The sequence below is a fragment of the Croceitalea sp. MTPC5 genome (assembly GCF_036985505.1).
Lineage (GTDB): Bacteria > Bacteroidota > Bacteroidia > Flavobacteriales > Flavobacteriaceae > Croceitalea.
This window is the reverse complement of record NZ_BTGQ01000048.1, coordinates 1-440: the sequence shown is the minus strand read 5'-3', so window position 1 is coordinate 440 and position 440 is coordinate 1. Positions and strand designations below refer to the sequence as shown.

1 protein-coding gene is annotated in these 440 nt (G+C 60.0%); it reads right to left on the bottom strand.

Annotated features, from left to right (window positions below):
- Positions 1-440: condensation domain-containing protein (locus tag AACM45_RS20355; RefSeq protein ID WP_339145052.1), on the bottom strand; the 440-nt coding region annotated here is incomplete at both ends.

Here is a 440-nt window from a genome sequence, read left to right as displayed (position 1 = left end):
CCTTCACCACTTGGTCGTACTCCGCCGGGCGCATCAGCGAAAGACCCCCATACAGCACATCGGGGTCCGCCGCCAACTGTTCCAATAGGTAACGGTAGCGGTCAACCAACATCTCGATGGAGCTCCGCTCAAAAAGGCTGTCCGCATAGCTGATGTAACCTACGATCTCCCGTTTCCCGTCGTCGATGGCAATGGAAAGGTCGAACTTGGCCGTGCCATAGACAGCTTTCCCCTTATATGGCCTGAACAGTGCTTCGCGATTCCTAACGGCACCCTCACCGCTGCCAAAGCTCTGCACGGCAAAGGACACCTGGAACACCGGGTGGCGGGAGAGGTCCCGCTCTATGCCCAGCTCGTCGACCAACCGCTCGAAGGGAAGGTCCTGGTGCTGCTGGGCGGATACCTGGTCCCCGTGGACACGGGCCAACAGGCCCTGGAAG